The 26125-nt window shown below is 65.7% G+C and carries 19 protein-coding genes and 2 riboswitches; of the genes, 13 read left to right on the top strand and 6 right to left on the bottom strand.

Going from position 1 to position 26125, the window contains the following annotated elements; translation table 11 throughout:
• Window positions 1-30: 30 nt before the first annotated feature.
• A complete protein-coding gene (locus NRS07_RS12175; RefSeq protein ID WP_259207230.1) occupies window positions 31-1515 on the top strand; it encodes a CHASE3 domain-containing protein in 1485 nt (494 codons plus the stop codon).
• A gap of 103 nt (window positions 1516-1618) precedes the next feature.
• Here NRS07_RS12175 and NRS07_RS12170 read toward each other — a convergent pair whose 3' ends face one another.
• On the bottom strand, window positions 1619-2419 hold the full coding sequence (locus NRS07_RS12170; protein WP_373889827.1) for a Crp/Fnr family transcriptional regulator: 801 nt from the start codon (window positions 2417-2419) through the stop codon (window positions 1619-1621).
• A gap of 254 nt (window positions 2420-2673) precedes the next feature.
• Between NRS07_RS12170 and NRS07_RS12165 the strand changes: the two genes are divergently transcribed.
• The 9 genes from NRS07_RS12165 (at window position 2674) to NRS07_RS12125 (ending at window position 14627) form a co-directional block, all read left to right on the top strand.
• Window positions 2674-3351 carry a response regulator transcription factor gene (locus NRS07_RS12165; RefSeq protein WP_259207226.1) on the top strand — a complete coding sequence of 226 codons (678 nt, stop codon included), beginning with the start codon at window positions 2674-2676 and terminating at the stop codon, window positions 3349-3351.
• Between the two features lie 37 nt (window positions 3352-3388).
• Entirely contained in the window at window positions 3389-4735 is a 1347-nt protein-coding gene (locus NRS07_RS12160) for a sensor histidine kinase (protein ID WP_259207225.1), read from the top strand.
• A gap of 126 nt (window positions 4736-4861) precedes the next feature.
• On the top strand, window positions 4862-5293 hold the full coding sequence (locus tag NRS07_RS12155; RefSeq protein WP_259207223.1) for a type IV pilin protein: 432 nt from the start codon (window positions 4862-4864) through the stop codon (window positions 5291-5293).
• On the top strand, window positions 5281-5940 hold the full coding sequence (locus NRS07_RS12150; RefSeq protein WP_259207220.1) for a Tfp pilus assembly protein FimT/FimU: 660 nt from the start codon (window positions 5281-5283) through the stop codon (window positions 5938-5940). Before NRS07_RS12155 ends, NRS07_RS12150 begins: the two co-directional genes overlap by 13 nt.
• Window positions 5937-6362, top strand: coding sequence for a hypothetical protein (locus NRS07_RS12145; RefSeq protein ID WP_259207219.1), 426 nt, complete (start codon window positions 5937-5939; stop codon window positions 6360-6362). Before NRS07_RS12150 ends, NRS07_RS12145 begins: the two co-directional genes overlap by 4 nt.
• The gene (locus tag NRS07_RS12140) at window positions 6359-7582 is read left to right on the top strand and encodes a PilW family protein (RefSeq protein WP_259207217.1); all 1224 of its coding nucleotides are present in this window, start codon (window positions 6359-6361) and stop codon (window positions 7580-7582) included. Before NRS07_RS12145 ends, NRS07_RS12140 begins: the two co-directional genes overlap by 4 nt.
• On the top strand, window positions 7579-8172 hold the full coding sequence (locus NRS07_RS12135) for a hypothetical protein (RefSeq protein WP_259207216.1): 594 nt from the start codon (window positions 7579-7581) through the stop codon (window positions 8170-8172). The genes NRS07_RS12140 and NRS07_RS12135 overlap by 4 nt, the downstream gene beginning before the upstream one ends.
• Before the next feature lie 41 nt (window positions 8173-8213).
• Window positions 8214-12794 (top strand): pilus assembly protein, encoded by a 4581-nt coding sequence (locus NRS07_RS12130; protein WP_259207214.1) that lies wholly within the window; start codon window positions 8214-8216, stop codon window positions 12792-12794.
• A 159-nt stretch (window positions 12795-12953) separates the two neighbouring features.
• On the top strand, window positions 12954-14627 hold the full coding sequence (locus NRS07_RS12125) for a peptide chain release factor 3 (protein ID WP_259207212.1): 1674 nt from the start codon (window positions 12954-12956) through the stop codon (window positions 14625-14627).
• A 39-nt stretch (window positions 14628-14666) separates the two neighbouring features.
• On the opposite strand, the gene NRS07_RS12120 is transcribed toward NRS07_RS12125, so the two are convergent.
• The gene (locus NRS07_RS12120; RefSeq protein WP_259207210.1) at window positions 14667-15644 is read right to left on the bottom strand and encodes a DUF3108 domain-containing protein; all 978 of its coding nucleotides are present in this window, start codon (window positions 15642-15644) and stop codon (window positions 14667-14669) included.
• 301 nt (window positions 15645-15945) lie between these two features.
• On the opposite strand from NRS07_RS12120, the gene NRS07_RS12115 reads away from it, so the two are divergent.
• Window positions 15946-17643 (top strand): methyl-accepting chemotaxis protein, encoded by a 1698-nt coding sequence (locus NRS07_RS12115; protein ID WP_259207207.1) that lies wholly within the window; start codon window positions 15946-15948, stop codon window positions 17641-17643.
• A gap of 25 nt (window positions 17644-17668) precedes the next feature.
• Here NRS07_RS12115 and gcvP read toward each other — a convergent pair whose 3' ends face one another.
• The 3 genes from gcvP to gcvT all read right to left on the bottom strand — a co-directional run bounded on the left by gcvP (window position 17669) and on the right by gcvT (window position 22278).
• The gene (gene gcvP / locus NRS07_RS12110) at window positions 17669-20551 is read right to left on the bottom strand and encodes an aminomethyl-transferring glycine dehydrogenase (protein WP_259207205.1); all 2883 of its coding nucleotides are present in this window, start codon (window positions 20549-20551) and stop codon (window positions 17669-17671) included.
• A 144-nt stretch (window positions 20552-20695) separates the two neighbouring features.
• Window positions 20696-21076, bottom strand: coding sequence for a glycine cleavage system protein GcvH (gene gcvH, locus NRS07_RS12105; RefSeq protein ID WP_259207203.1), 381 nt, complete (start codon window positions 21074-21076; stop codon window positions 20696-20698).
• A 71-nt stretch (window positions 21077-21147) separates the two neighbouring features.
• On the bottom strand, window positions 21148-22278 hold the full coding sequence (gene gcvT, locus NRS07_RS12100) for a glycine cleavage system aminomethyltransferase GcvT (protein WP_259207201.1): 1131 nt from the start codon (window positions 22276-22278) through the stop codon (window positions 21148-21150).
• Window positions 22279-22328: 50 nt separating this feature from the next.
• A riboswitch (glycine riboswitch) is annotated at window positions 22329-22430 on the bottom strand.
• An 18-nt stretch (window positions 22431-22448) separates the two neighbouring features.
• Window positions 22449-22534: riboswitch (glycine riboswitch) on the bottom strand.
• Window positions 22535-22706: 172 nt separating this feature from the next.
• On the opposite strand from gcvT, the gene NRS07_RS12095 reads away from it, so the two are divergent.
• Window positions 22707-23267, top strand: coding sequence for an ATP-dependent Clp protease proteolytic subunit (locus NRS07_RS12095; protein WP_259207199.1), 561 nt, complete (start codon window positions 22707-22709; stop codon window positions 23265-23267).
• 93 nt (window positions 23268-23360) lie between these two features.
• Here NRS07_RS12095 and NRS07_RS12090 read toward each other — a convergent pair whose 3' ends face one another.
• Complete coding sequence (locus NRS07_RS12090) at window positions 23361-23567, bottom strand: hypothetical protein (RefSeq protein WP_259207196.1); 207 nt, start codon at window positions 23565-23567, stop codon at window positions 23361-23363.
• Between the two features lie 280 nt (window positions 23568-23847).
• Here NRS07_RS12090 and NRS07_RS12085 point away from each other — a divergent pair, with 280 nt between their 5' ends.
• The gene (locus NRS07_RS12085) at window positions 23848-26037 is read left to right on the top strand and encodes a DUF1631 domain-containing protein (protein ID WP_259207195.1); all 2190 of its coding nucleotides are present in this window, start codon (window positions 23848-23850) and stop codon (window positions 26035-26037) included.
• The last annotated feature ends 88 nt before the right edge of the window (window positions 26038-26125 follow it).

Genomic DNA, 26125 nt, shown 5'->3' with positions numbered 1-26125 from the left:
GGACGGAATAAGTTGCGCGAAAGGAAGCTCATGTACTTTTCTACCGCCCATGACGGCAAGCCGGCTGCCGGTCTGCCGCTCTCCAAGACCCTGTTGTGCCTGGCTTGCGTGGTCATCCTGGTCATCAACGCGATCTTCCTGGTCCGCAATCTTGACGATCTACGCTCGGCTAACGCCCTGCAGGCGCAGACCGCGCGCGTATCCGATGAGCTGCAAGACCTGAACCTGTTCATTACCGATGCCGAGAGCGGCCTGCGCGGTTATTTCCTGTCCGGTGCGGCAGTCAACTTGAATGCCTTGCACGCTGCGCCGCAGCAAATAAACAGCCAATTTCGCGCCCTCGGGCTTCTGCTGGCAGATAACCCTTCCCAATCTACGAACCTGGCCCAGCTGCGCGCGCTCGTGCAACGCAAGCTCGCCCTCATGCATCAATCGCTCCAGGTCTACCGCGAGGGCGGCCTGGCCGACATCGTTGCCATCTTCGCGGCGGCCGATGACCGTGGAAACATGGACGAGATCCGCCTGCAGATCGTGATCATGACGCGCGAACAGAACGAATTGTTTGCTACCCGCAGCGCTGACTTCTACAGCCAGTCGCGCTCGACGGTCATGCTTGGCGTTGGTATCAATGCGCTGGCGATCCTGGTGATCCTGCTGTTTCACAACCTGGTGCGGCGCAGTTTTGGATTGCATCTGTCGGCGGAACGTGCCTTGCAGGATACCAACGATACTCTCGAACATACCGTTGCCGAGCGCACTGCGCAATTGTCGGTACTGTCACGTCATCTGATCAAGGTGCAGGAAGAAGAAAAGTCGCGCCTGGCAAGAGAGCTGCACGACGAAATGGGGGCAAACCTGACCGCCATCGGCATGGATTTGACTACCGTCGGCGAGCAGTTGCGCCATTCCTACCCCGAACTGGCGTCCAAGCTTGGCCGCGCACGCAAGACACTGGTCGACACCGTCCAGCTCAAGCGCCGCATCATCGAGAATTTGCGGCCTAGCTTGCTCGACAACATGGGATTGTCCGCGGCATTGCAAAGTTATTGTGCCGATTATGCGCGCGTGACAGGACTCGACTGCGACGCCCTGATCGACGCTGGGGCAGATGTGGCCGGTCCGATGCAGTCGATCGCGCTGTTCCGGATCACCCAGGAAGCCCTGAACAACATTGCCAAGTATGCGCAGGCGCGCAGCGTCATCGTCAATCTCACGCAGGAACCCGATGGCTGGGGACTGGAAATTACCGATGACGGCATCGGCATCGCTGCCGACGCGATGGCGAAATCGAAGTCGCACGGCTTGCTGGGTATGCGCGAACGCGCCTTGCTGCTCGGCGGAAGCCTGGTGGTGGAACGCGGAGTCAACGGCATCGGGACCTGCGTGCGCGCCTGGCTGCCCGCTGCCGCACCGGGCGCGGCCGAGGGCTCGGCCGAGGCCACGGCCTTGCAAGCGACGATGGTAACGGCGATGGCGGCAACGCATGACGTGGCATTAGACCGAGCCGGCGGCTAGCTAGCAGCTGCGCTGGAACTGCCGGATCTTCCCAATCAAAAGGGGTCTACCGCGTTACCGGAGACCCCCTTGTCAACTGCTCCCCAGGGAGCGCAGGCTAGTTTTAACGTGCCACATCCATGAGCAGGCGGTCGTATTCCGACTTGGCAACCTTGTAGCATTCGCCGGCATAGTCTTCGAGGCCAGCACGGTCAAGTACGGTAATGTTGCCGCGGCGGTATTGAATCAGGCCTTCGTCCTGCAGCTTGCCAGCTGCCGCCGTGATGCTTTCGCGGCGCACGCCCAGCATGATCGAGATGAGTTCCTGGGTCACTTTCAACTCGTTGCTTGCCGAACGGTCGAGGCGATCGAGCAGCCAGCGGCACAGCTTCTGTTCGATCGAGCTGTGGCGGCCACCGACGGCATTCTGGGCCATCTGGGCAAACAGGGCGTTGGTGTAGCGCATCAAGAGTTGGGGCAGGGCGCCGCCGCGGTTGAAGGCATCACGCAGGAACTGGGCCTTGAGGCGGTAGCCGTAGCCCGCGCTCTGGACCACTGCGCTGCAGGTTGCGCGTTCACCCATGAACAGCGACACGCCTACTGCGCCCTCGTGGCCGACCACGGCGATTTCGGTAGTGGCGCCGTCTTCCATCACGTAGAGCAATGACACGATTGCGGTGGTCGGGAAATACACGTATTCGAGTTTGCTGCCATACTCGAACAACTCTTTGCCAAATGGCAGTGGAACCAGTTCCAGTTGTTCGAACAGGCTTTCCAGGTCTGCACGCGGCAGGGCGCCGAGCAGTTCGTTCTGCTGGGTACCGCTATAGCTGACAACAGGGCGGGACGGTGTTTTCATCGCTTCACTCGTGGCTGCAATCTTGTTTTGGGCTTTTTGCAAACCGCCAAATTGAGTGTTGTTCATTGGTTGTCCTCTTATCTCTAACGTGCATCGGGGGCGACTGGTGGGCTTGTTTTCTTGCCTCATCGCGATGTGTGAACATTAAAGCTATAGTCTGTTGCCGAACATAAGACTGGCAGTCGCCCCTGTGTAGGCTTGGCGCATCCCCGGTTGTCAGCCCAGTCCTACTGGGTAGAACGGGGTGTTAAGGCGCTTTTTTTGGCTATGGCAACGAAATGCCGCATAATTCGCCTGTCTTATTTTCGCCTGCTTTCCCGATGCCCCTTTCCTTGTTGCTGGTCGAAGACGATGCCGTACTCGCCGACGGCCTGGTGCGCGCGCTGGCGGCGCAGGACATGCAGGTCGAACTGCTGCGCGATGGCCTGGTGGCCGACGCCCGCCTGCAGGGCGGGGCTGGCCCGGCTCCCGCAGTGATCGTGCTGGATATCGGCTTGCCCGGCATCGATGGCTTCGACGTCGTGCGCCGCCTGCGCGCGCGCGGCAGCGCCACACCGGTGCTGCTGCTGACCGCGCGCGACGCCGTGGAAGACCGGGTACGCGGTCTCGAGCTCGGTGCCGACGACTATCTGGTCAAGCCTTTCGCCACCGCCGAACTGGTCGCGCGCATTCGCGCGCTGGCCCGGCGCAACGCCCCATTGCCCGCTCAACTCGTCCTGGGACAGCTCACACTCGACAGCAGCAGTCGCCGCGCGCGCGTGGGAGAACGCGCCCTCGACTTGTCGGCGCGCGAGTGGGCGGTGCTCGAATATCTGCTGCTGCAGGCGGGAAGGGTAGTCTCGAAGCAGCAGATCATCGACACCATCGCGCCCTGGGGCGACGACCTGACACTCAATGCGGTCGAAGTGTATGTCTCGCGGCTGCGCCTGAAGCTAGACGGCGCGGGCGTGGCGATCCGCACCATCCGCGGTTTCGGCTACCTGCTGGAAGCGACGTGACTGGCGGCCCCGGTCTTCCTGCCCAAGCCGGCGTCGCATGACTAGCCTGCGGCTGCGGCTGCTCAAATGGCTGGTCGCCCCGATTCTGATCTTTAACCTGGTCGCCGCGACGCTGACCTATCTACTGGCGTGGACGCCGGCCCAGCTGGCCTTCGACCAGGGCTTGCTCGACGCCGCCAGCGGCCTGGCTGCGCGCCTGCATCGGGAAGGCGGCACCGTGCGTATTGCGCTACCAGACGTGGCCGCGCCCGTACTGGGCCCGGGCACGCCCGACGCCAGCTGGTTCGTGGTGCGCGACCGCCAGGGGCGGGTGCTGGCTGGCGACCCCGCGTTTCCGCCGCGTCACGCCGGTGTTAGCGGCCCGGTGCGCGATGCCAGCATGCACGGGCAACCGGTGCGCACCGCGAGCGTACTGGTCGCCATGCCGGGTGGCCCGGTCGAGGTGGCAGTAGCGCGTACGCTGTTGCAGCGCCAGCAGGTGCGCTCGGCCATGGTGCGGGCGCTGCTGCTGTTCGAGCTGCTGCTCGGCCTGGCTCTCGTAGGGCTGGTCTGGTTTTCGGTCGGCAACGGCCTGGCGCCGCTGGCGCGGCTGCGCACCCGCCTGGATGCGCGCGGCAGCGCCGACCTGGCCCCGCTCGACGATGCCGGTATGCCGCGCGAGCTGGCGCCGCTGGTCACGGCCTTCAATGCCTTGCTCGACCGGATTGCTGCAGGCAGCAAAGCCCAGGACGATTTCCGCGCGAATGTCGCGCACCAGCTGCGCACCCCGCTGGCGGGTCTGCGCCTGCAGCTCGAATGGCTGGCCGCGCGCCATCACGGCGACCCCGACAGCGGCCGCGTAATCGAACTGCTGCTGAGCGCCAACGAGCGCATGATCCGCCAGGCCAACCAGCTGCTGTCGCTCGAGCGCGCCGGCCCGGAACGGTTTGAGCGGGCGCCACTGGCGCGGCTGGATCTGGCCGCCATGGTAGCGGAAGCGGTCCAGCCGTTCGTGGAGCAGGCAGCGCGCAAGTGGATCGACCTCGGTTTCGCACTGGAGCCGGCCTGGGTCGACGGCGAGCGCTATCTGCTGCGCGACCTGGTCGACAACCTGGTCGACAACGCGCTGCGCTATACGCCGGAGCAGGGCACCGTCACCGTGCATTGCCGCGCGACGCTAGAGGGCGCGCTGTTCACGGTCGACGATTCCGGCCCCGGGATCGCGCCTGAACAGCGGGAGCGGGTATTCCAGCGTTTCGCCCGGCTCGATGAACACAGCAGCGGCAGCGGGCTTGGGCTGGCGATCGTGCAAGACATCGCGCTTGTGCATCGCGCCGTGGTGACGCTGGCCAGCGGTCCGGACGGCAAGGGCACGGCGGTCTCGGTACGGTTCCCGCCCGTTTGACCCGACGTTGCATTCGCGCACCTGTCAGCTAACTGTCAGGATTTCCTCAGGGAAATGCAAGCTTTGTGGGTTATCATTCCTTACGGAAACATTCCGGCAATCCGCCGGTTCCCTCGGAGAACACCCATGTACAAGCGCCAGGCCGGATTCACCCTCATCGAAATCATGATCGCGGTGGTCATCGTTGGCATCCTCACGGCAGTCGCCTTGCCGTCGTACAGCGCTTACGTGATGCGGGCGCGCCTGACCGAAGCATTCACTGGCCTGGCCGGGGTGCAGCCGCGCATGGAGCAGCATTGGTCGAACAACCGCACCTATGCCGGCTTCGACGCCGCAGCGCTGGCCCAGATGCCAGCCGATACCGATAATTTCACCTTCAAGCTGACCAGCGCCAGCGCCAGCGCCTATGTGCTGACCGCCACCGGCGAGGGCAGCGTCGACGGTTTCGTCTACACCATCGACCAGAACGGCAATCGCGCCACCACGGCCGTGCCGCAAGGGTGGACCGGCAGCGACACCTGCTGGGTCGACCGCGAGGAGGGCACGTGCACCCAATAAGCCTCCCGCTGCCTTCGCGCTGCGTCCGGAGTCGCGCCGGCAATTGCGCCGGTTTTACGCTGGTCGAAGCCATGATCGCGCTTGCGGTGTTCGCCATCGTGCTGGCCATGGGGGTGCCGCGCATGAGCGACTGGCTGGCCGCCACCAGGGCCGCCGCCGCTACCCAGTTCTACGCCGAAGGGCTGGCGCTGGCCCGTGCGCAGGCACTGGCCCATAACGGCGCCAGCCGCCTGGTGCTAATCGAAAACGCCATCAGCGGCCAGTACGACTGGCGCGTCGACTTGTGCTTTCCCACCCCTGAGAGCCCCTGCAACGATGAAGACGGCAACTGGTCGACGGTGAGCGAGCCAGTGCGCCCGGCGCAGGCCAGCGGCGCTGGCGTGACGTCGATCGTGCGCAGTGCCGATGCGCTGCCCGACACCGCGCGCCTGGCGGTCAGCACCGGGCCGGACGAGGCTACCTCGGTGTATTTCACGCCGCTCGGCTGGGTCGACACCCTGGCCGGTACCCGCATGATGCGGATCGACCTGGCGCCTGCTGGCGAGGCAGCCTTTCCGGCCGCGAGCGTGGTGCTGACCCTGGCCGGCGTGGCCTCCCGCTGCGACCCGGCGGCCCCTGCCGGCGACGCGCGCAGGTGCCCCGCATGAGGCGCGCTCGGGGTGCTCAGTCCGGCATAGCGCTGCTGGAAGCCTTGCTCGCCGCCGTGATCCTGGCGATCGGACTGCTCGGCACGATCGGCTTGCAGGCGCGCGCCTATTCGGCGCTGTCCGACGCCGGCCTGCGCGCCGAGGCGACCATCGCCGCCGACAAGCTGCTGGGCGTGATGAATACCGACCTTGCCAACCTTGCCGACTACCAGGTCGCGGCCAGTGCGCTTCCGTCCACCCGGCTCGCGCCCTGGCACACCGAAACCCGGCGCCTGATTCCCGGCGCCACCATCACCATCGCCGTGACTGTCGCCACGCCTGGCGCGCCGGCCATGGTGGATATTGCGATCAGCTGGCGCCGCACGAGCGATTTGCCGCTCAATACCCACCGCATCACATCCTATTTCGCGGGGTCCACATGACGCGGCGCCATCGCCCACGCACCGGCCGGCCGGCACGCGCTTTTTCCGGTGGATTTTCGCTGGTCGAGCTGATGGTCAGCGTGCTCATCGGTCTGCTGGCGGTGATGTTCGCCACCCGCGTGATGACCGATGCCGAACGCAACAAGCAGGCCGCGCTGGGCGGCTCGGACTCGATGCAGAACGGCATGGTCGCGATGTTCTCGATCAGCGGCGACGCCGAGAATGCGGGTTTCGGCCTGAACGATCCCCTGATCGTCGGCTGCGACACGGTGCTCGACGACGCCGACAACTATGAACTGGCGCCGGCGCTGCGCGGCGCCACTGCGGTGCGCCCGATTGCGGCGGCCATCATCGAGCCGGGCGCTGCAGGAGTCAATGGCGCAGCGCCGGACCGGCTCTCGCTCTACGCCGGCAGCTCGCCCAGCGGCACCGGCACGCTGCGCATTACCAGCGACTACATCGGCGGCACCCGCATCGACGTCGACCGGGTCCCGTATGGCTTTGCGCAAGGAGACGTGATCCTGGTCGCGCCCGAAACGGTGGGCGGGCGCTGCTCGCTGGCCCAGGTGTCTTCGGATCCTGAAAGCCTGGCGCCGCCGCCTTCGCAGCAATACGTCATGATCGCAGGCGTCGGCAACCGCTTCAACGACGGCGGCCTCGGCGCGCAATACACGGGTGGCGCCTCGCGTATCTTCAACCTCGGACCAACCGCGCGCCTGGCGCTGCGCAGCTGGACGGTCGAAGGCGGCTACCTGCGCCTGCGTGCCACCGACCTGGCCGGCGCGGGTGCAGCTGCGCAGGCGGTAGCGGACAACATCGTTTCGCTCAAGGCGCAATACGGCTTCGACACCCGCACTGGCGCGGCCTTCCTGCCGGAAGAAGGAGTCCGCGTCGGCACCTGGTCGGCCACGATGATCGATGCCGACGGCGATGGCGTCGTGGGTGGCGCCGGCGACTACCAACGCGTGGCGGCCCTGCGCCTTGCCGTGGTGGCGCGCGCAAAGAATCCCGAACGACCCGATGCATCAAGCGGCCAGTGCATGGCAACCACCGTGCGCCCGACCGTGTTCGCTACCGGGGAGCCGCTGGGCGTGACCGCGGTGCCGGTCATGGTCGACGTTGCGGTGGCCGGCGATGCAGTCAACTGGCGCTGCTACCGCTACCGCGTCTTTGAAACCATCGTGCCGCTGCGCAATGCCGGCTGGAGACCGACCGCATGATGCATCCATCCGTCAAACGCCAGCGCGGCATCGCACTGCCGGTCATGCTGATCATGCTGCTGGTGATGCTGGTGTCGAGCATCTTTCTGCTGCGCGCGAGTAATTCGACCACCATGACTGCCTCCAACCTGGCCTACGATGCGGCGCTGGCGCGCGCCGCCGACTTCGGCTTGCACACCGGCTTCCAGTGGCTCAGTACCACCGCAGCGACCAACAAGGTGCAGCTCGACAGCCATTTTCCGGCGCAGGGCTACCGCGCCTCGCTCAACACCCGAAACACCGTGCGCTCGGCCGATTTCTGGGACGGCTCGCGCGAGGTCCAGGACGCCGCCGGCAACCGTATCCGCTATGTCATCCATCGCATGTGCGCCGTGGATAACCTGCCGTACAGCGATGCCGGCAACGATTGCGTGCAGACCGCCGCCAATACCTCCACGCTCGGCAATACCGTGCGGCTGGGCGACAGCCTGGCCTCGGATTCGCCGGTCTATGCCGGCGTGCCGCAGCTTCACTATGTCATCACCGCTCGCATCGACGGCCCCAAGGGTGGCAACGTCATCACCCAGATGGTGGTCCTGATCGGCGCCTGAGCCGTGACGACCAGCGCCGCAACCTGAATATCGGAACCCGTATGAACAGTCTTACTCTCCGCATGCTGTCCCTGCTGGTGCTGGCGCTGTCGACCCAGCCGGCCCAGGCCGCGCCGACCGCCATCGCCCAGCTGCCGCTGCTGAACATCACGGGCAGCGGTACGGTCAAGCCGAACCTGATGCTGCTGTACGATAACTCGGGGTCGATGAGCAGCACGTTCACGCCAGACTACGTGGACGACAGTACGACCTGCCGTGCCCGCGCCACGATGAGCACCACGCGCGGCTGCCGCGTGGGCGACCCGCCGTACACCAGCCCGGACTTCAACCGCCAGTATTACGATCCACGGGTGCGCTACAGCCCACCGGTCAGGGCCGACGGCACCACCTATCCTGCACAGGACCGTGCCGCCACTGCGGCCTGGACTTCGGTGAGTACCGACGGCTTCGGCATCAACCGGAGCGACCTGCTCGGTAGCGTAGGCGACCGGACCAACCTGGCGGCGGGCTTCCCCGACCTGCGCTGGTGCGACACCAGCAACAACAACTGCGCCTACAACCGCAACGGCTACAGTTTCCCGGACGACGATCGCTACACGCCGCAATACTTTACCGCCAATCCCTACTACTACCTGATCAACGTCGCCGAGTACTGCACCGACGCCAGCAAGACCAATTGCCGCGTCACCTCGGTCAATGCCGCGGCGCCGCCTGGCTACCCGGTAGAGGCCAAGGTGCGCTGGTGTAATTCGAAGGCACTGACCAATTGCCAGGCCAAGTATGTCGGCGACTACAAGTACCCGCGCTTCTCCGATCCGAATCGTCCAGCTCTCTGGTACGGCACCGTCACCATCGGCGCTTCTGCGAGCAGCAATGCGATGACGCTCAACAGCGTCACCGCCACCGGCAGCGCCGGCGCGGCCGTCATCACCGACGTCGCCGTGACTGCCTCCAGCGGCACCAACACCGCGGCCAAGCAGCAGGCGGTCGCCAATGCGCTGGCGGCGTCGATCATCGCCCGGGCCGGACTGGCCCAGCCATTCACGGCCTGCGTCAGGACCCCGACCGGCGCAGGCGTTCCGGCCTGTTCCGGCCTGGGCGTCAATCTCGAATCCAATAACATCGTCGCGGTGTTGCCCCTCACCTGTCCACCGGGTGCGACGGCCAAGGCGCAGTGCGCGCTGGCCTCGGACGGCAGCCGCGCGGGCACCGAGCTCACCATCTCCAGCGGCACGTCGTCGACGGCCCTACTGACCGTTACCGGCACCACCAATGGCAGCAAGAACCAGGTATTAAGCCAGATAAGCTTTGGCGGCACTAACCTGTTCTCGAGTAACCTGACTTTCAACCGCAACATCAACGCCGCCGCCGTGGCGCTGGCCATCCGCAACAAGATCGGCACCAAGGGCACGCTGACCGCCTATGTCGGCGGCGCCAGCGGCAGCGGGGCGATCTGTTTGAGCGCCCCGGCCAATACGGTCTGCCTGGTCGACACCAGCGCCAGCGCTTTGGGTAATAATATCGCCCTCGGCTCGCTCAGCAACAACGGCAAGAATCCCCCCTACCTGAGCTTCGCGACGACCTCGGCGGTCAGCGACGGGATCCCGGCGACCGCGACCGAACTGGGCGCCTCGGTTTTCGTCCGGGTCGACATCGTCCCGACCCGCACCAGCTATCCGCGCGCGCCCGGACGCACCGACTGCGCCGCCAGCACCTGCACCTACGACGAGGAGATGACCAACTTCGCCAACTGGCACGGCTACTACAAGACCCGCAACCAGATGATGAAGACGTCGGTCGGCCAGGCCTTCCAGCCGATCACGGACAACTACAACGTCGGGCTGGTGTCGCTCTCGAGCGCGGCGGCCGAAGGTGCGATGACCAAGCCCGCGCCGTTCTCGGGCAACCACCGCAGCGCGTGGTACACCTCGCTGTACGCCATGACCGGCAGCCAGTCGACCCCGATCCGCCAGGCCTTGCACTCCATTGGCAAGATGTTCGCGAACCAGGCGCCCTACAACTACGCCAGCGGCCAGGAAGTCGTCCAGTTCCCATGCCAGCAGAACTTCACCTTCGTCACCACCGACGGCTACTGGAACGGCAACGCTGCCGCCGACGTCGTCAGCAACGACAACCAGGAAGATGCGCGCCGTTTCTGCCTGCGCTCGAAGGGTTGCGTCGACCCCTCGAGCCAGTCCCTGAACTCGCTGGCCGACGTGTCGCTGTACTGGTATAACGGCGGCTCGAACACGGGCACCAATTCGCTGCGGCCCGGCCTGGAAGACTGGAGCAAGCCGGGCCTGGTGCCAGCGGCGCCGGGCGAGAACACCCGCCTGCACATGAAGACCTATGCGCTCGGCCTGGGCGTGGACGGCATCATGACCTATGAGCCGAACTACGACACCGGCGCCGCGCTCGGCGGCGACTTCTACAAGCTCATTACCGGCGTGACCAGCGGCTGCCCGTGGAACAACGGCGGCGCCTATGTCTGGCCGGATCCGCGCACCGGTGACAACAGCGGCTCGGCCGCCTACCAGTCGCGCGTCGACGACCTGTGGCATGCCGCGATCAATGGCCACGGCAAGTATTTCTCGGCCTCGGATCCGCTCCAGGTGGTCGAGGGCCTGCGCGAGGCGCTGTCGAACATCGAGGTCAAGGTCGGCGCCGCCGCCGCGTCGGCAACCTCGACGCCGAACATCTCGCAATTCGACAACGACATCTTTTCGGCTACCTTCACCACCGTGAAATGGTATGGCCAGCTTACCAAGCGCAAGATCGACACCGTCACCGGCGTCGTTGGCAACGCCGATATCTGGAATTCGTCGAATATCGTCGGGCTCAAGGTAGCGGACACCACGGATACCCGCCGCATCCTGATGCTCGACCTTGCCGTCGGCGATCTCAAGGAGTTCACCTATGCCGGCATGAGCGACGCCGAGCGCGCATGGTTCGACGGCAAGTGCGGGGCGCTTGCGCAGTGCGCCAACCTCTCGGCCGCCAATCGCGCGCTCGTCAACAACGGCGCCAACATCGTCAACTGGCTGCGCGGCCAGCAGATCCATGCGGATGACACGGTCATGCGCGCCTATACCAAAGCCGATACGGTGGCGCCGGGATCGACCGCGGCGGTGCCGATCGTGCTGGGCGACATCGCCTCGGCCAAGCCGGCGTTTGCGCGCGACCCGCGCAAGAACTATACGCGCGCCGGCTACAACGACTTCAAGGTGGAGCACGCGGCGCGTCCTGGCACTATCTATGCCGCCGCCAACGATGGCATGCTGCATGCTTTCAACGCCGCCAATGGCGAAGAGCTGTGGGCCTATGTGCCGCGCATCACGATGAAGAAACTGCATGTCCAGGCCAGCGTCAACTACGGCACCAACCACCAGTACACGGTGGACGGCTCGCCCGAGGTGGGCGACGTGCAGATCGACGGCAAATGGCGCACCGTGCTGGTAGCCGGCCTGAACGCGGGCGGGCGCGGCTATTACGCGCTCGACATCACCGACCCGGAACAGCCGCGCGCGCTGTGGGAAACCTGCGCCGACGCGACCGTTTGCAGCGGCATCAACCACGAGCCGGAAATCGGCCTGTCATTCGGCAATCCGCAGTTCGGGACCTGGAAAAACGCCGCCGCAGAAGAGCGCTGGGTGGTATTCCTGACATCGGGCTACAACAACATCCCGGGCGTGGACGGGGTCGGCAGCGGCAGCGGCAAGGGCTATATCTTTGTCGTCGATGTTGCCACCGGCGCGGTACTCGACCGCATCAGCACCGATTCGGGCACAACGGCCACGCCCTCGGGCCTGGCCAAGATCACCGCGGTCACCAACAATCCGACTACCGACCCGCTTGTGACCTTTGTCTATGGCGGCGACAACCTGGGGCAGATGTGGCGTTTCGATTTCACCAGCCCGGGCACGGTGCGCATGCTGAAGATGGGCGACGCCGGCGTGAACCAGCCGATCACCACCCGGCCCGACGTGGCCTTGTGCCGGGTCGAGATCACCAATGAACAGGGCAGCACGGTGCCGGAAGCGCAGCGCGTGGTGGCCTTCGGCACCGGCCGCCTGCTCGACATCACCGATGTCGGCAGCACCGCGACGCAATCGGCCTACGTGCTGCGCGATTCGGGGGTGGCAGTGTCGGCGGCGCAGTGGCGCAGCGAGGCGCTGATGGCCAAACAGACCCTGACCAAGACCACGGGCGCAGGGGGCGACACTTATACCATTGCCGGCGCCAACGTCGACCTTGGCTCGCAGGCCGGCTGGTATGTGGACTTCGACCGTAACGGGGGCGAGCGGGTCAATCTGGACCCGAAGATCGTACTGGGCACCCTGACCACCGTGACCAATGTGCCCAGTTCGTCGTCGGCCTGTTCGGTGGGCGGCACCAGCAATATCTACGAGCTCGACCTGTGCACGGCCAAGCCGGTGCGCGAGATCGCCGGCTCGACGCTGTCGAACAATTCGGCGGTGGTCGGCTTCATCAATATCGGCCTGCCCAATGGCGAGACCAAGACCATCGCGACGACGGCCGATGGCAAGACCGTTACCAAGGACCACAATCCGGCATCGACCATGCCGACCCGTCGCGCCGGCTGGCGGCGTGTGCGGGAGTAGTGCTGCGCAAATCGCTTGAATCGGGCGCAGTTCGCACCTGAACCACGACGCGGCCGTCCCATCCGGGGCGGCCGCATGCGTGAATCTTCTTGCACGGGCGGGCCGGGAATCGGTAAAATCGAGGGTTTTCTTTCAAGGGCCGCCACGCAAGGCTCGACTATGTCCAACGATACCGAAATTACCGCCGACGACAGCGCAGCTGACGCGGCCAACGCCCCTACCCAGGCCAGAAGCCAGGATGGCCTGATTCCGCGAGAAGTGGCGCGCCGTCGCACCTTCGGCATCATTTCCCACCCGGATGCCGGCAAGACCACTCTGACCGAGAAACTGTTGCTGTTCTCGGGCGCGATCCAGCTCGCCGGCACCGTCAAGGGCCGCAAGAGCGGCCGCCACGCGACCTCGGACTGGATGGATATCGAGAAGCAGCGCGGCATCTCGGTTGCATCCTCGGTGATGCAGTTCGAGTTCCGCGACCACGTGGTCAACCTGCTCGACACCCCCGGCCACCAGGACTTTTCGGAAGACACCTACCGCGTGCTGACCGCGGTCGACTCGGCGCTGATGGTGATCGACGCGGCCAAGGGCGTGGAAGAGCAGACCATCAAGCTGCTCGGCGTATGCCGCATGCGCGATACCCCGATCGTGACCTTCATGAACAAGATGGACCGCGAAACCCGCGATCCACTGGAGCTTCTCGACGAAGTCGAATCGGTGCTGAAGATCGAGTGCGCGCCGGTGACCTGGCCGATCGGCATGGGCAAGAACTTCCGCGGTGTATACCACCTGCTCAAGGACGAGATCATGCTGTTCAAGGCGGGCGAAGAAAAAGCCGACGGCGCCTTCGAAATCGTCAAGGGCATCGACAATCCGAAGCTGGCCGAGATGTTCCCGCTCGAGATCGAGCAGCTCAAGATGGAGGTCGAACTGGTGCACGGCGCCTCGCATACCTTCGACCTTGAGCGCTTCCTGTCGGGCGTGCAGACCCCGGTGTTCTTCGGTTCGGCAATCAACAACTTCGGTGTGCGCGAGATCCTGTCGGCGCTGGTCGACTGGGCGCCGGCCCCGCGCGAGCGCGATGCCACCGTGCGTTCGGTCAAACCGGACGAGCAGCCATTCACCGGCTTCGTCTTCAAGATCCAGGCCAACATGGACCCGGCCCACCGCGACCGCATCGCCTTCCTGCGGGTATGCTCGGGGCGTTTCGAGAGAGGCATGAAGGTCAAGCACCTGCGCCTGGGACGCGACGTCAAGCTCTCTTCGGTGGTGACCTTCATGGCGTCGAGCCGGGAACAGGTCGAGGAAGCCTACGCCGGCGACATCATCGGCTTGCCGAACCACGGCAACATGCAGATCGGCGACAGCTTCTCCGAAGGCGAAGCGCTGACCTTCACCGGCATTCCGTACTTTGCCCCGGACCTGTTCCGCACCGTGCGCATCCGCAATCCGCTCAAGGTGAAACAGCTCCACAAGGGCCTGCAGCAGCTGGGTGAAGAAGGGGCGGTGCAGGTGTTCAAGCCGGTGCTGGGCTCGGACCTGATCCTGGGCGCGGTGGGCGTGCTGCAGTTCGAAGTCGTGGCCAGCCGCCTGCTCAACGAGTATGGTGTGGACGCCGTGTTCGAGAGCAGCAGCATCAGCAGCGCGCGCTGGGTGTCGAGCGAGGATAAAAAGTCGCTGTCCGACTTCGAGAACCAGCTCGGCCACCAGGTCGCCTATGACGCAGCCGGCAACCTGGCGTTTCTCGCCACCTCGGGCGTGAACCTGCGGCTGACCCAGGAGCGCTGGCCCAAGCTGACCTTCCATGCCACCCGCGAGCACGCGGCCAAACTGGCCTGAACCAGGCCGGGCCGGCTCGGACGGCAGCCAGCACGCCGGCTAGAGCGCCGGCGCACGCTGTATCGCCTTGACCACCTGCGTGCGCACGCTGCCATCCGGCGCGGTCGTGCGCAGCTGCACCGGCAGCCAGCCTTCGCCCGGCGCCAGCCATAGTTCCAGGCGCAGCGCCCCGGCCGGGGCGGCGCGGACCAGCCTTAGCGTATCGAGCATGCCGGCTGGCGTCGCCAGCTGCTCCCTGCCGAGCAACTGATAGCGTTCTACCGCGGCACCTCCCGCACGCCCGACATAGATCTCGACCGCTTCCTGCATCTGGTCGGGATCGGCCAGCGCAATGCCGGCCAGCTGCATTAGTACCGTCGCACCATCCTGGCTGCCCGGCAGGTCCGGCACGCTGCGGCCAAGACTCTCCAGAACTATCGCCTGGCGCTCGCGGTCGAAGGCGATCGTGGCGCGGCCGCTTCCCTGGCGGTAGCTGGCGCGCGCGGGCGCCAGGCCAGCGTCGTCGGTACCGCCTTCGCTCTCGACGTTTCCGGCGACGCCATCGAGCGCCAGCCGGTACTGCACCCCATCGGTTTCCCATGCAAGCCTTGCCTCGCCCTGCGTTCCGGCAGCCGTGATCACGTCGTAGGACAGCGTTACGCTGGGCGGCACGGCGACCCGGTAGCGGCTTGGCACCTGGACCGGTTCGGCGCCGGCCGCCGGCCCGCCGGCGGCCGGCGGCGCCGGTTGGACCGGGGCGGACGCGGGTTCGGGCGTCTGAACGGGGGCCCGTTGGAACGCCCGTTGGGACGCTTGTTCGGACTGCGGCGCTGGCTCAGGCATGCTCTCGGGTGCCAGATCTGGTGCGGAAGAAGCCGCTGCAGCCAGCCGCACCCTCAGCCCCGACCTGCCATCGAGCGGCGGCGGTGACGCGATGCGCGGCTCGAAAAGCGCAAGCGCGAGCAGGTGGAGCAGCAGGGACAGCCCGCACAGGGCCGCCAGGCGCCGATGCCGGCCGCAGAAGGCGGCGAAGTTCATCCCGCTAGTGTAACCGTAGCCGACCGGCCAATGCCCGAAGCGCTGCAGGCGGCACTGCCAAATCTGCTGGATGGGTGCGCCGTTTGACACGCAGGGGGTGTTGCTCGCATCGAAAGACTTCCGGCCGATTATGCGCTACCTCAAAATGTCGTCGTTTTGAAGCGCGTAGATTCGTTCAATGCGTTCAGGAAATTAAGCACGCTTCACTCAGGGAGGCATCATGCACACCTACCGCACTCCTTTTCCGGACTTTACACTCCCCTGCGCTGTCCTGGCGATCGTCCCGCGGGCGGCCTGAGCTATGTTATCGCGCCTGAAGATCGGCCCCAAGCTGCTGCTGGCGCCCGGCGTGGTGCTGCTATTACTGGTGATCCTGTCGAGCAGCGCCTATTACGCGATGGTGCGCCAGCACCAATCGCTCCAAACCATCGTTGGCCCGCGCGCGGTGCAGATGCGCAGCACCACCGAGCTGGTGGCGCAGGCGCAGCGCGTGCACGCCGACACCTACAAGCTGCTGACCTGGATCAGCAGCAGCTTCTCGCGTGCCCGCATCGAGCTGCTAATTACACAGATTCACCGCCAGCATGCCGCCATCGAGCGTTCCTTCGTCGAGCTGGCGCGCCTGACGCAGCCGGGCAGTGCCGAACGCCGCCATGTGGCGCAGGCAGCCCAGGCCCACCGTGCCTACGTTGCCAAGGCGCGCGAAGCGGTCGAGCTGGCGCAGGCCGACCAGACCATCGGAGCGGCCGCCATGATCAAACCCGAAGCCGCGTTCGCTGCGATGGCGGAGCGCATGACGCTGCTGGCCAGCCTGGAGCGCGACCTGTCCGAGCAGGCATCGAGCAGCGCCGCCGCCGACTTTCGCATCATCGCCGGGCTGATGCCGGTGCTGATCCTGCTGGCGGTCGCGGTCTCGCTGGCGATCACGATGGCGGTGCGGCGGGCGTTGCTGCTAGAAATCCGCGGCATCGGCGCGGCTGCGCTGGGCCTGGCGAGCGGCGACCTGACCATCCAGGCCCGCGAGTATGGCGACGACGAGATCGGCGAGACCTCGCGCGCGCTCGATGCCGGCATCCGCAACCTCAGCGGCACGCTGCGCACCGTGCTCGAATCGGCCCGTACGATCGGCAACACCTCGCGCGAGATCAGCCTGGGCAGCCTGAACCTCAATAGCCGCTCGGTGTTTCGCAGCCGCTCGCTCGAAGCGACGGCAGCGTCGATGCAGGAGCTGGCCGATACCGTGGCGGTTACCGCAACGAGCGCGCGCGCGGCCAACCAGCTGGCGCAATCGGTGTCGACCAGTGCACGCCAGGGCGGACTTACGGCCCTGCGCATGGCGGCTACGATGGCGACGGTGAAAGAGGGCGCGCTGCGGGCCGCGGAAGTAGCCAGCGTGATCGACGCTCTGGCCAGCGAGGCGGGCGCGCTGGCGCTCAATGCGGCGCTGGAAGCAGCCCGAAGTGGCGTCGGCGCGCAGGATGGCACCAGTTTTGTCGAGGCGGCGGGCGAAGTCAGGGCGCTGGCGCAGCGCGCGGCCGGGGCCGCGCGCGAAGTGCGCGAGCTGGCGATTCGATCGGTGGCCGAGATCGAGGGCTGCACCGAGTGCGCGCTGGACGCCGGCAGCAACATGGCGCAGATCGCCAGTTCGGTGCGCGCGGTCGAAGACATCGTCGACAGCATCGGCAGCGCCAGCGCAGGCCAGGCCAACGGGCTGGCCCACGTCAGCCAGGCCATCGTCAGGATGGACGAGGTCACCCACCAGAACTGCGCGCTGGTCGAAGAAGCCGCGGCAGCGGCGCGCACGCTGCAGATGCAGGCCCTGGCGCTGTCACGCTCGGTGGCGGCCTTTCGGCTCGACGCAACCGCGACTGCAGCGCCGGCGCCGGTCACGCCGCAAAAGGAAAGCGGCGCTCCCCAGGCGACCCCGGCGCGGGATCAGCCCAGAGAGCGCCGCCTTCGCGAGCGCTCGCACTTGCGGCTCGCCTCCAGCAGGAAGTAAGCGCAAGCCAGTTAGCCGTCAGCGTTTATTCATAGTCGCTGATCGGTGCGCAGCCGCAGAACAGGTTGCGGTCGCCGTACACGTTGTCGGCGCGTCCCACCGGCGGCCAGTACTTCTTCTTGCGCAGCGACGCCACCGGGAAGGCGGCTACTTCACGGGTATAGGCGTGCGCCCAGTCGTCGGCGGTGACGACCTCGGCGGTGTGCGGCGCGCCCTTGAGCGGATTGTCCATCTTGTCGTATTCGCCGCGCTCGACCTTCACGATCTCGGCGTGGATCGTGATCATCGCTTCGATGAAACGGTCGAGTTCCGCCTTCGATTCGGACTCGGTCGGCTCGATCATCAGGGTGCCCGGCACCGGGAAACTCATGGTCGGGGCGTGGAAGCCGAAGTCCATCAGGCGCTTGGCCACGTCTTCGTTGCTGATGCCGGTCTTGTCCTGCAGCGGACGCAGGTCGATGATGCATTCGTGCGCGACCAGGCCGTCGTGGCCGGTGTACAGCACCGGGTAGTGCGGGGCCAGGCGGCGCGCGATGTAGTTGGCATTAAGGATCGCCACTTCGGTCGCTGCGGTCAGGCCTTCGGCGCCCATCATCGCGATATACATCCACGAGATCGGCAGGATCGAGGCCGAGCCAAAGGCTGCAGCGCTGACTGCGCCGATACCCGCTTCGTTGCGAACGTAACCGGTCGAGAGCTGGTTCGGCAGGAACGGTGCCAGGTGCGCGCCGACGCCGATCGGGCCTACGCCCGGTCCGCCGCCGCCGTGCGGGATACAGAAGGTCTTGTGCAGGTTTAGGTGACTGACGTCGCCGCCGAACGCACCCGGCGCGGCCACGCCGACCATCGCGTTCATGTTGGCGCCGTCGACATATACCTGGCCGCCGTGCTGGTGGACGATCTCGCACAGTTGCTTGATGCCTTCCTCGAACACGCCATGGGTCGACGGGTAGGTGACCATCACGCAGGCCAGGTTGGCGCTGTGCTGCTCGGCCTTGGCGCGCAGGTCATCGAGGTCGACGTTGCCGTTCTCGTCGCAGGCGGTGACCACCACCTGCATGCCCACCATGCTGGCCGATGCCGGATTGGTGCCGTGCGCGGACGAAGGAATCAGGCAGATGTTGCGGTGGCCCTGGCCGCGCGACTGGTGGTATTTCTGGATCACCAGCAGGCCCGCGTATTCGCCCTGCGAGCCGGCGTTCGGCTGCAACGAGATCGCGGCATAACCGGTGGCGGCGCACAGCATGGCCTCTAACTGGTCGATCATCTCGCGGTAGCCGACGGTCTGGTTGTCCGGCGCGAACGGGTGGATGCTGGAAAATTCAGGCCAGGTGACCGGGATCATTTCCGAGGTCGCGTTCAGCTTCATGGTGCACGAGCCGAGCGGAATCATGGTGCGGTCCAGCGCCAGGTCCTTGTCGGCCAGGCTGCGCAGGTAGCGCAGCATCTCGTGCTCGGCGTGGTAGCGATGGAAGGTCGGATGGCTCAGGAAAGCGCTGCTGCGGGCGAGGGCGGCCGGGTAGGCATCCTGGGCGTTTGCATCCAGGGCGTCGATGTCGACCGTCTTTCCGTTTCCAAAGATCGAGAACAGCAGCGCCAGGTCATCGCGGGTGGTGGTTTCGTCGAGCGAGATGCCGACATGGCCGGCGTCGATGCGGCGCAGGTTGATGCCCTGCTCGGCGGCGCTGGCCAGCATGGCCGCCGCGTCAGGCGTTGCAACCGTCAGCGTGTCGAAATAGGTCTCGTTGAGCACCTCGACGCCGAGCTGCTCGAAGCCGGCGGCCAGGATCGCGGCCTGGCGATGCACGCGCTGGGCGATGCGGGTCAGGCCGTCCGGGCCGTGGTATACCGCGTACATGCCGGCCATCACGGCCAGCAGCACCTGGGCGGTACAGATGTTCGAGGTCGCCTTTTCGCGGCGGATATGCTGCTCGCGCGTCTGCAGCGCCAGGCGGTAGGCCTGGTTGCCTTGCGCGTCGACGGTGACGCCGACCAGGCGGCCGGCCATGCTGCGCTTGAATTCGTCACGGGTGGCCAGGTAGCCGGCGTGCGGGCCGCCGAAACCGAGCGGCACGCCGAAACGCTGGCTGTTGCCGACCACCACATCGGCGCCCCAGTCGCCGGGCGCGGCCAGCAGGGTCAAGGCCAGCAGGTCGGCGGCGACCACGACCATCGCGCCCATCGCGTGCAGGTGCTCGACGGCGGCGCGGTAGTCGCGCACTTCGCCGTTCACGCCCGGGTACTGCAGCAGCACGCCGAAACAGCTTTCTTCGAGCGTTTCGATATCGGCGGCGGCGATGACGCGCACCTCCACGCCGATTGGCGCGGCGCGCGTTTGCAGCACTTCCAGGGTCTGCGGCAGCACATCGTCGGCCACATAGAACACCTTCGACGAGGATTTGCCGACCCGCTGGATCAGGGTCATGGCTTCGGCGGCGGCTGTGCCTTCGTCCAGCATCGACGAGTTGGCGATGCCCATGCCGGTCATGTCGGTGATCATCTGCTGGAAGTTCAGGATCGCTTCCAGGCGGCCTTGCGAGATCTCGGGCTGGTAAGGGGTGTACGCGGTGTACCAGGCCGGGTTCTCGAAGATGTTGCGCAGGATGACCTTCGGAGTATGGGTGCCGTAATAGCCCTGGCCAATCATCGACTTCATGACCCGATTCTTCGAGGCCAATGTCTTGAGGGTCGCCAGCGCCTGTTCTTCGCTGCGCGGCTCGACGAACTGGCCAAGGTCGAGGGTCTCGCGGGTGCGGATATTCTCGGGCACGACCGCGTCGATCAGGGCGCCGCGCGTGGCGTAGCCCAGGGTCGACAGCATGGCTGCCTGCTCGGATTCGGACGGGCCGATATGGCGCGGGATGAAGGCGTCGCGTGCTTCAAGTTGGGTGAGGCTGGTGCGGGTCATGGTAGTGGCCAGGAGAAGAATCGGCGCGGGGCGCCTGGGTAGGGGAGATCGGGTGGTGCGAGTGCGGTTGCAAGAGCGGTTGCAAGAGCGGTTGCAAGAGCATGGGCGAGGTAGACGGATTCCCCGCCCACCCCGCAATAAAAATCAGTTGCCAGTCGCCTTGGCGTAGGCATCAGCATCCATCAGCTTGTCCACCGCGCCGGCGTCGGTCGGCTTGAGCTTGAACAGCCAGGCGCCGAAGGCGTCCGAATTGATCGAGTCCGGGGCGTCGGCGACCGGCTGGTTCACTTCGGTGACGGTGCCGGCAACCGGTGCGTAGATGTCGCTGGCGGCCTTGACCGACTCGACCACCGCAGCGTCGCCACCGGCGGTGAATGTCTTGCCGACCTGCGGCAGTTCGACGAACACGATGTCACCCAGCGCATCCTGCGCGTACTCGGTAATGCCAACGGTCAGCGTGCCGTCAGCCTCGCGGCGTACCCACTCGTGGGACTCGGTGTATTTCAGGTCGGTTGGGATATTCATGTAAAAGCTCCGGTAGATAAGACTGTCAGTAGTGGTTGCCAATTAGGCGGCAAGTATAACAATTGTTCTTTTTAGGCTGCGAGCACTTTGCCGTTACGCACGAACGGCAGCTTCACCACGCTGGCAGCGAGCTTCTTGTCGCGAATCTCGACGTGCACGGTGTCGCCGATCGCAACGTCGAGCGGCACGCGCGCCAGCGCGATCGCCTGCTGCATGCTCGGGCTGAAGGTGCCGCTGGTGATCTCGCCGACCTTGCCTGAGGCGCTGACCACCTTCTGGTGGGCGCGCAGGATTCCGCCTTTTTCGCGCAGAATCAAGCCAACGAATTGGGCGTTCTGGCCTTGCGCCTGCAAGGCGGCCTTGCCGATGAAATCGCGCTCCGAGACCAGGTCGATGGTCCAGGCCAGGCCGGCGTCGAATGGATTGACCTGGTCGTCCATGTCCTGGCCGTACAGGTTCATGCCCGCCTCCAGGCGCAGCGTGTCGCGCGCGCCCAGGCCGGCCGGCTTGATGCCGGCGCCGACGAAGGCGTTCCACAATGCCTCGACCTGGCTTGCCGCGACACCGATTTCGAAACCGTCTTCGCCGGTATAGCCGGTGCGCGCCACCATCACTTCGCCAAAGGCGGTATCGGGCACGATCACGACATTGAAGGGCTTGAGCGGCTCGGAGGCCTCGCGGGTAGTGGGCAGCACCTGCCACACCTTGGCGCGGGCGTTCGGTCCCTGCACGGCGATCAGGGCGATCGGATCGCTGTTAGCTTCACTGCGATCGCGGCGCTGGGTGATGGTGACGGCGCTGCCGGTCGCCTCGTTCTGCTGGCTGATCCAGGCGACGTCTTTTTCGGCGGTGCCGGCATTGACCACCAGGCGGAACCAGTCTTCGGAAAAATAATAGACGATCAGGTCGTCGATCACGCCGCCGTCGCGGTTGAGCATGCAGGAATACAGCGCCTTGCCCGGAACCTGCAGCTTGTCGACGTTGTTGGCCAGCAGGCCGCGCAGGAATTCGCGCACCTTGGCGCCCTTGAGGTCCACCACGCACATGTGCGAGACGTCGAACATGCCGGCGTCCTGGCGCACTGCATGGTGTTCCTCGATCTGGGAGCCGTAGTTGACCGGCATGTCCCAGCCGCCGAAATCGACCATCTTGGCCCCAAGGGAGCGGTGTGCGGAATTGAGCGGGGTCGCTTTGAGCGTCATGGAATCCTCAGGACAGGTAATAGGGGGTACGGGCACGCCTTGCGGGTGCTTCAATCCCCTCTGTCCTTGGTACCTGAGAGATAGCAGCAAAGCCGCCTGCCCCTTCGGTGGGCCGCTTGCTTGGGCAGCGGCCGCTCTCCAGAGTTGAGCCGGCCGCGCCATGCGCTGCTGCCCCTTGACCAGTCCGTTTGCCTGAGAGTTTGTGGGTAGTGCCCCTTCGGCGGCAGGTAGGCCTGCGCTCTCCCGGTCAAGACTGTGGAGAATATGCCAGCCTTGGTGTGCTGTCAACCGCAGGGCAGTCGACAAAGGCGCCGATCGCAGTCCGTCGGCTTGCCGAAAAGTATTGCCGCGCACTATTGCCAGGTGGGGGGAGTGGGTTTGCACGTGTTTTGCTACACTTACTCTACACACTTTGCAGTGGGGAAAAAATGAGCGAAGACAAAGCGCAAGGGGCAAAGGAGGCCTGGTTCACCCTGTCGGGAGACGTCAATAGCGACATGGTGCACCGGGTATTCGAAGCCGTCGCGAGCATGACCGAAGACGGCATCGACACCGCCCACATGCTGGTGCAGTCCAATGGTGGCTATGTCAGCGATGGCCTGTGCCTGCATAATTTCCTGGCCAATTCCCCGATCACCTTCGTGATGTACAACGGCGGGGCGGTGGCGTCGATCGCAGTCACGCTGTTCTTGTCGGGTACCCGGCGCTATTGCAGCGAGACCGCACGCTTCATGGTGCACAAGTCGCATGCGACTGCCTCGCCAGGCTCGCGGCCGGACGCCTTGAATATCATCGTCGAAGGCTTGCGCGCCGACGATGCGCGCACCGAGACCTTGCTGCGCAAGTCGGTTGAATTGACGCCGGAGCAATGGGCCATCCATCAGTATTCCGACCTGCACCTGAATGCGCGCGATGCAAAGGCCGCCGGACTGGTGCATGACATCGCCGACTTCAGGCCGCCCAAGGGCGCGGTGTTGCGTAATATCTGAGCCGGGCGGCGTAGAAAAGCCCGCCGTCGCTAGAGGGCGGGCTGGGAGTATGCGCTGGCGCGGGCAGTCGAGGGCCTGCCCCGGGGCACTGCGTCAGCGCTTCTTGTCGTTCTTGTGACTCTGGCGGCCTGCTTGTGCGTGCTGCTCGGGCGTGCCGCCCTGGGTGCCGCTGCCCGAGGCCGAACCCGAGCCCGCCCCCGACTGTTTGCTGCCGCTACTGCTGCCGGCAGTATTGCTGCTTTGCTGGCTGCCGCTCTGGGAGGCAGGGCGCGCGCCCTTCTTTGCTTGATTCGAGGCCATGAAGATGTCCTTTCAAAGTGGGTAAATAGCTTGCTTGCCGAGCCGTGGAACGTTACCACGGCAATTCCGGTCAACCCATCATGCGTGCCGTCCTGACGGATCGGTATCGGATCACAGCGTGATCCGATGTAGGACGGCCGCCGACATACTCACGGCAATTAACTTCTTTGTGGCTGTTGGCAAGCGGCGACACTGGGGCCAAAAACAGATTCTCGCGATCTTTGCTGTTGCCACTTGGAAATAGTGTGGCAGAATACTGGTAGACTCCGAAGGTGAATCCATGTCCAGTATCGCCGCCCAGACAGCTCCAGCCCGCACTGCCACCGCCACGCGGCGCGCCACGCTGGATGAGCTCGTCGGTACGGCAGTTGAGCACGCAAGCAATGGCTTGACCGCCATGGCCGCGCGCATGGCCGGGGCCTTGCACGACATGAGTACGGCCGACCCGGATCCCCATCTGGCGCTCAGCCGCATCCGTTCGGGAAACCTGCTGAAGGATAACGCCTACGCTTTCGTACACCTGGCCTCGACCGGCATCGAGGCGGCGTTGCGCAGGGAGGCGGCGCAATTGCTGCCCGCAGCGCAGCAGGCACCCGCTCCAGTCACGCTCAGCCTGATCCCCCTGGAAGAAATGGACAGCCAGCTGGCGTTCGCGGCGATCAGCCGCCCGTTCGACCTGGCCCATGCCGAAGCGCTGGCCAGCCTGGGCGTTCGATTGGGCATGTTGCTGGGCCGCACGCTGGTGCGCGCATCGCATAATCCTTTCCGTCCCGACGTCTTCCTGCGCGCAATCGAGCGAGCCTGGTGCGAGTTCGAACCCGACCCGCAGGCACACCGGTTGATCCTGCCGCTGCTGCGCAGCGAACTGGTGCTGGACCTGGGCGCGCTGCTCGCCACGCTCAACGACAGGCTCAAGCCGGCAAGCGCCGGGCGGCAGGCGCACGCCCGCTTTGCCAAGACCGACGACGGCGCGGCGGCCAGGGCCGCCCGGGCGCGGCGCGACGCCGCCGTTTCGCAGCAGTTGCGCCAGTTATTCGGGACGGCCGATCCGGCGCCTGGCGATGCGCTTGCCGTCCCCATGATCGCCAATCTGCCCCAGGGCAGTGGTGGCTGGCGCCCGAGCGGCGCGGCCGGTTTTGCGGCGCCAGCAGCGGCTGCGCCTGCCCAGGGTGGGCAGCCGACCGTGCCGGCGCCGGTCGTTGCCGCGCCCTTGCTCGGCATGCTGGAGCAGGGCAGCGACCGTGCGCACGAAGGCTTCTACCTGCCGCGCCTGAAGCAAAAGCTGCCACAGGGCAGCCTGTCGCGCGGCGACGAAACCACGCTCGACCTGCTGTCGAGGATTTTTGAAACCGTCTTGCTGGACGACGCCATCGGGCAAGAAACGCGCGACCTGATCGCCTTCCTGCAAGTGCCGGTGCTCAAGGCGGCGCTGCACGACCGCAGTTTCTTCTTCGAAGAAACGCATCCAGCCCGGCGCATGCTCGACCTGCTGTCCAGGGCCGGCTGGGAGCAAACGGGTAATCCGGACGATCCGGTCTACCACGCGATGCGGCGCGGGGTCGAACAGGTGCGGCTCGAATCCCGGCCCGATGCCTTCGCCGCCGCCGTGGCCGAGCTCGAGGCCAGCCTCGCCGAACGCGAACGCGCACAGCAAGCCGCGATAGCCGGCCCCATCGCACAGGCCACGCGTCACGAAAAGCAGGCGGCCTCTGGTCGCTCGGCCCGGAAGGCGGTGGCGCTGCGCCTGGCCGGCGAAGAGGTCGTCGCGGTGGTAGCGACGTTCCTTGAGCAGCGCTGGATACCGGTCCTGAGCCTGGCCTATACCATCGAGGACAGCAAGCCAGGCGCGATCGACAGCGCCACCCGCGCGATGGACGACCTGGTCTGGAGCGTGAAGCCGAAAGCCACCCAGCAAGCGCGCAAGAGCCTGATCGCTCGCCTGCCGGCCCTGCTTGCCACCCTCAACCAGTGGCTCGACGCGGTCCAGTGGCAAGACGCCGAACGCCTGCAATTCTTTGCCGAGCTGGCCGAGTGCCATGCGGCGATCGTGCGCGCGCCGCTCGAGCTGGCGCCGGAGCGGCAGTTTGAGCTGGCGGTAGAGGCTGCCCAGCAGGACGCCCTGCGCCGCATCGCCCGCGAGCAGGGGGCGGCTACCGACGATCAGGTCGCGCCCGATGCGGTAGATGTCACGCTCGCTACCTTGGCGCGTGGCATGCGGGTCGAGTTCACCGGTGGGGGCGGGGTGCGCAAGCTCAAACTGGCCTGGGTCAGCCCGCTGCGCAGCCTGTTCATCTTTTCCGACGCGGGTCGCCAGGAAGCGTTCTCGCTGCCGGCCGAACGCCTGGCGGCGGCTTTGCGCAGCGGCAGTATCCGGGTGCTGACGCCCGAGGGTGTGGTCGGCCGCGTGCTGACCCAGGCGGCCGGCGCGGCCGCCATGAACGACCCGGCTGGCGCGGCACGCGCCGGCTGAGCTCGCTGGTGCGATTTTGCGCGCTGCACGCGCTCGCATCTTGGCCGAAAAGCAAGCAACAGATGGTATGATGCGGTCTTTGACGACT

The organism is Massilia sp. H6 (assembly GCF_024802625.1).
Classification (GTDB): Bacteria; Pseudomonadota; Gammaproteobacteria; order Burkholderiales; family Burkholderiaceae_D; genus Telluria.
This window is presented reverse-complemented; position numbering and strand designations above follow the sequence as displayed.

Excerpts from the sequence above, each read along its gene's own strand:
- NRS07_RS12175 (WP_259207230.1), top strand. The coding sequence starts at position 31 with ATGTACTTTTCTACCGCCCATGACGGCAAGCCGGCTGCCGGTCTGCCG.
- NRS07_RS12170 (WP_373889827.1), bottom strand. The coding sequence starts at position 2,419 with ATGAACAACACTCAATTTGGCGGTTTGCAAAAAGCCCAAAACAAGATT.
- NRS07_RS12165 (WP_259207226.1), top strand. The coding sequence starts at position 2,674 with ATGCCCCTTTCCTTGTTGCTGGTCGAAGACGATGCCGTACTCGCCGAC.
- NRS07_RS12160 (WP_259207225.1), top strand. The coding sequence starts at position 3,389 with ATGACTAGCCTGCGGCTGCGGCTGCTCAAATGGCTGGTCGCCCCGATT.
- NRS07_RS12155 (WP_259207223.1), top strand. The coding sequence starts at position 4,862 with ATGTACAAGCGCCAGGCCGGATTCACCCTCATCGAAATCATGATCGCG.
- NRS07_RS12145 (WP_259207219.1), top strand. The coding sequence starts at position 5,937 with ATGAGGCGCGCTCGGGGTGCTCAGTCCGGCATAGCGCTGCTGGAAGCC.
- NRS07_RS12140 (WP_259207217.1), top strand. The coding sequence starts at position 6,359 with ATGACGCGGCGCCATCGCCCACGCACCGGCCGGCCGGCACGCGCTTTT.
- NRS07_RS12135 (WP_259207216.1), top strand. The coding sequence starts at position 7,579 with ATGATGCATCCATCCGTCAAACGCCAGCGCGGCATCGCACTGCCGGTC.
- NRS07_RS12130 (WP_259207214.1), top strand. The coding sequence starts at position 8,214 with ATGAACAGTCTTACTCTCCGCATGCTGTCCCTGCTGGTGCTGGCGCTG.
- NRS07_RS12125 (WP_259207212.1), top strand. The coding sequence starts at position 12,954 with ATGTCCAACGATACCGAAATTACCGCCGACGACAGCGCAGCTGACGCG.
- NRS07_RS12120 (WP_259207210.1), bottom strand. The coding sequence starts at position 15,644 with ATGAACTTCGCCGCCTTCTGCGGCCGGCATCGGCGCCTGGCGGCCCTG.
- NRS07_RS12115 (WP_259207207.1), top strand. The coding sequence starts at position 15,946 with ATGTTATCGCGCCTGAAGATCGGCCCCAAGCTGCTGCTGGCGCCCGGC.
- gcvP (WP_259207205.1), bottom strand. The coding sequence starts at position 20,551 with ATGACCCGCACCAGCCTCACCCAACTTGAAGCACGCGACGCCTTCATC.
- gcvH (WP_259207203.1), bottom strand. The coding sequence starts at position 21,076 with ATGAATATCCCAACCGACCTGAAATACACCGAGTCCCACGAGTGGGTA.
- gcvT (WP_259207201.1), bottom strand. The coding sequence starts at position 22,278 with ATGACGCTCAAAGCGACCCCGCTCAATTCCGCACACCGCTCCCTTGGG.
- NRS07_RS12095 (WP_259207199.1), top strand. The coding sequence starts at position 22,707 with ATGAGCGAAGACAAAGCGCAAGGGGCAAAGGAGGCCTGGTTCACCCTG.
- NRS07_RS12090 (WP_259207196.1), bottom strand. The coding sequence starts at position 23,567 with ATGGCCTCGAATCAAGCAAAGAAGGGCGCGCGCCCTGCCTCCCAGAGC.
- NRS07_RS12085 (WP_259207195.1), top strand. The coding sequence starts at position 23,848 with ATGTCCAGTATCGCCGCCCAGACAGCTCCAGCCCGCACTGCCACCGCC.